1 pseudogene is annotated in these 497 nt (G+C 62.8%); it reads left to right on the plus strand.

What is annotated here, in order from left to right:
• Positions 1–15 precede the first annotated feature (15 nt).
• A pseudogene (locus K7711_RS47110) lies at positions 16–497 on the plus strand (hypothetical protein); the annotation flags it as partial.

Here is a 497-nt window from a genome sequence, read left to right on the forward strand (position 1 = left end):
CAGCCGGTTGTGAGCGTGCTGCTGCACAATCACGGGGCTATGAATTCGTTGTTCTCGATCGTTCCGTTGGCGGTGGTGGACTCCGCGAATGTCCTGGCGTTGCTTGCGGTCTCCTTTGTGTGGATATCGAGCGCATCGCGGTGGGCGTATGCGAGGACAGCCGTGTCGTTCATGATTGGTGGGGTCTGCGGGCTGGTGCTGACCCTGGTGTTCTCGTTCACCGTGATCCTGCAGCTTGTGCATCGGGCGCTCAACGCGCTGTCTCCGACGGCTGTTGCCGCGATCGTGGTGGTAATCGCGCTACTGGTCATCGGTACGGCGGTGCATGGATTCCTGCGCCCACCGATGTCACTGCCGGTGCACCACGGTCTGCACCCGGTCGCGGCCAGCGCACTCGGTCTGATCACCTGGACGGCCCAGTCACTGACCTCGGCACCGTTCTACGGGGCCATCGCTGTAATGGCCAACGAGACCATTGCCTCGCGCCTGGGACTGTC

The organism is Nocardia coffeae (genome assembly GCF_019890715.1).
Classification (GTDB): Bacteria; Actinomycetota; Actinomycetes; order Mycobacteriales; family Mycobacteriaceae; genus Nocardia; species Nocardia jiangxiensis.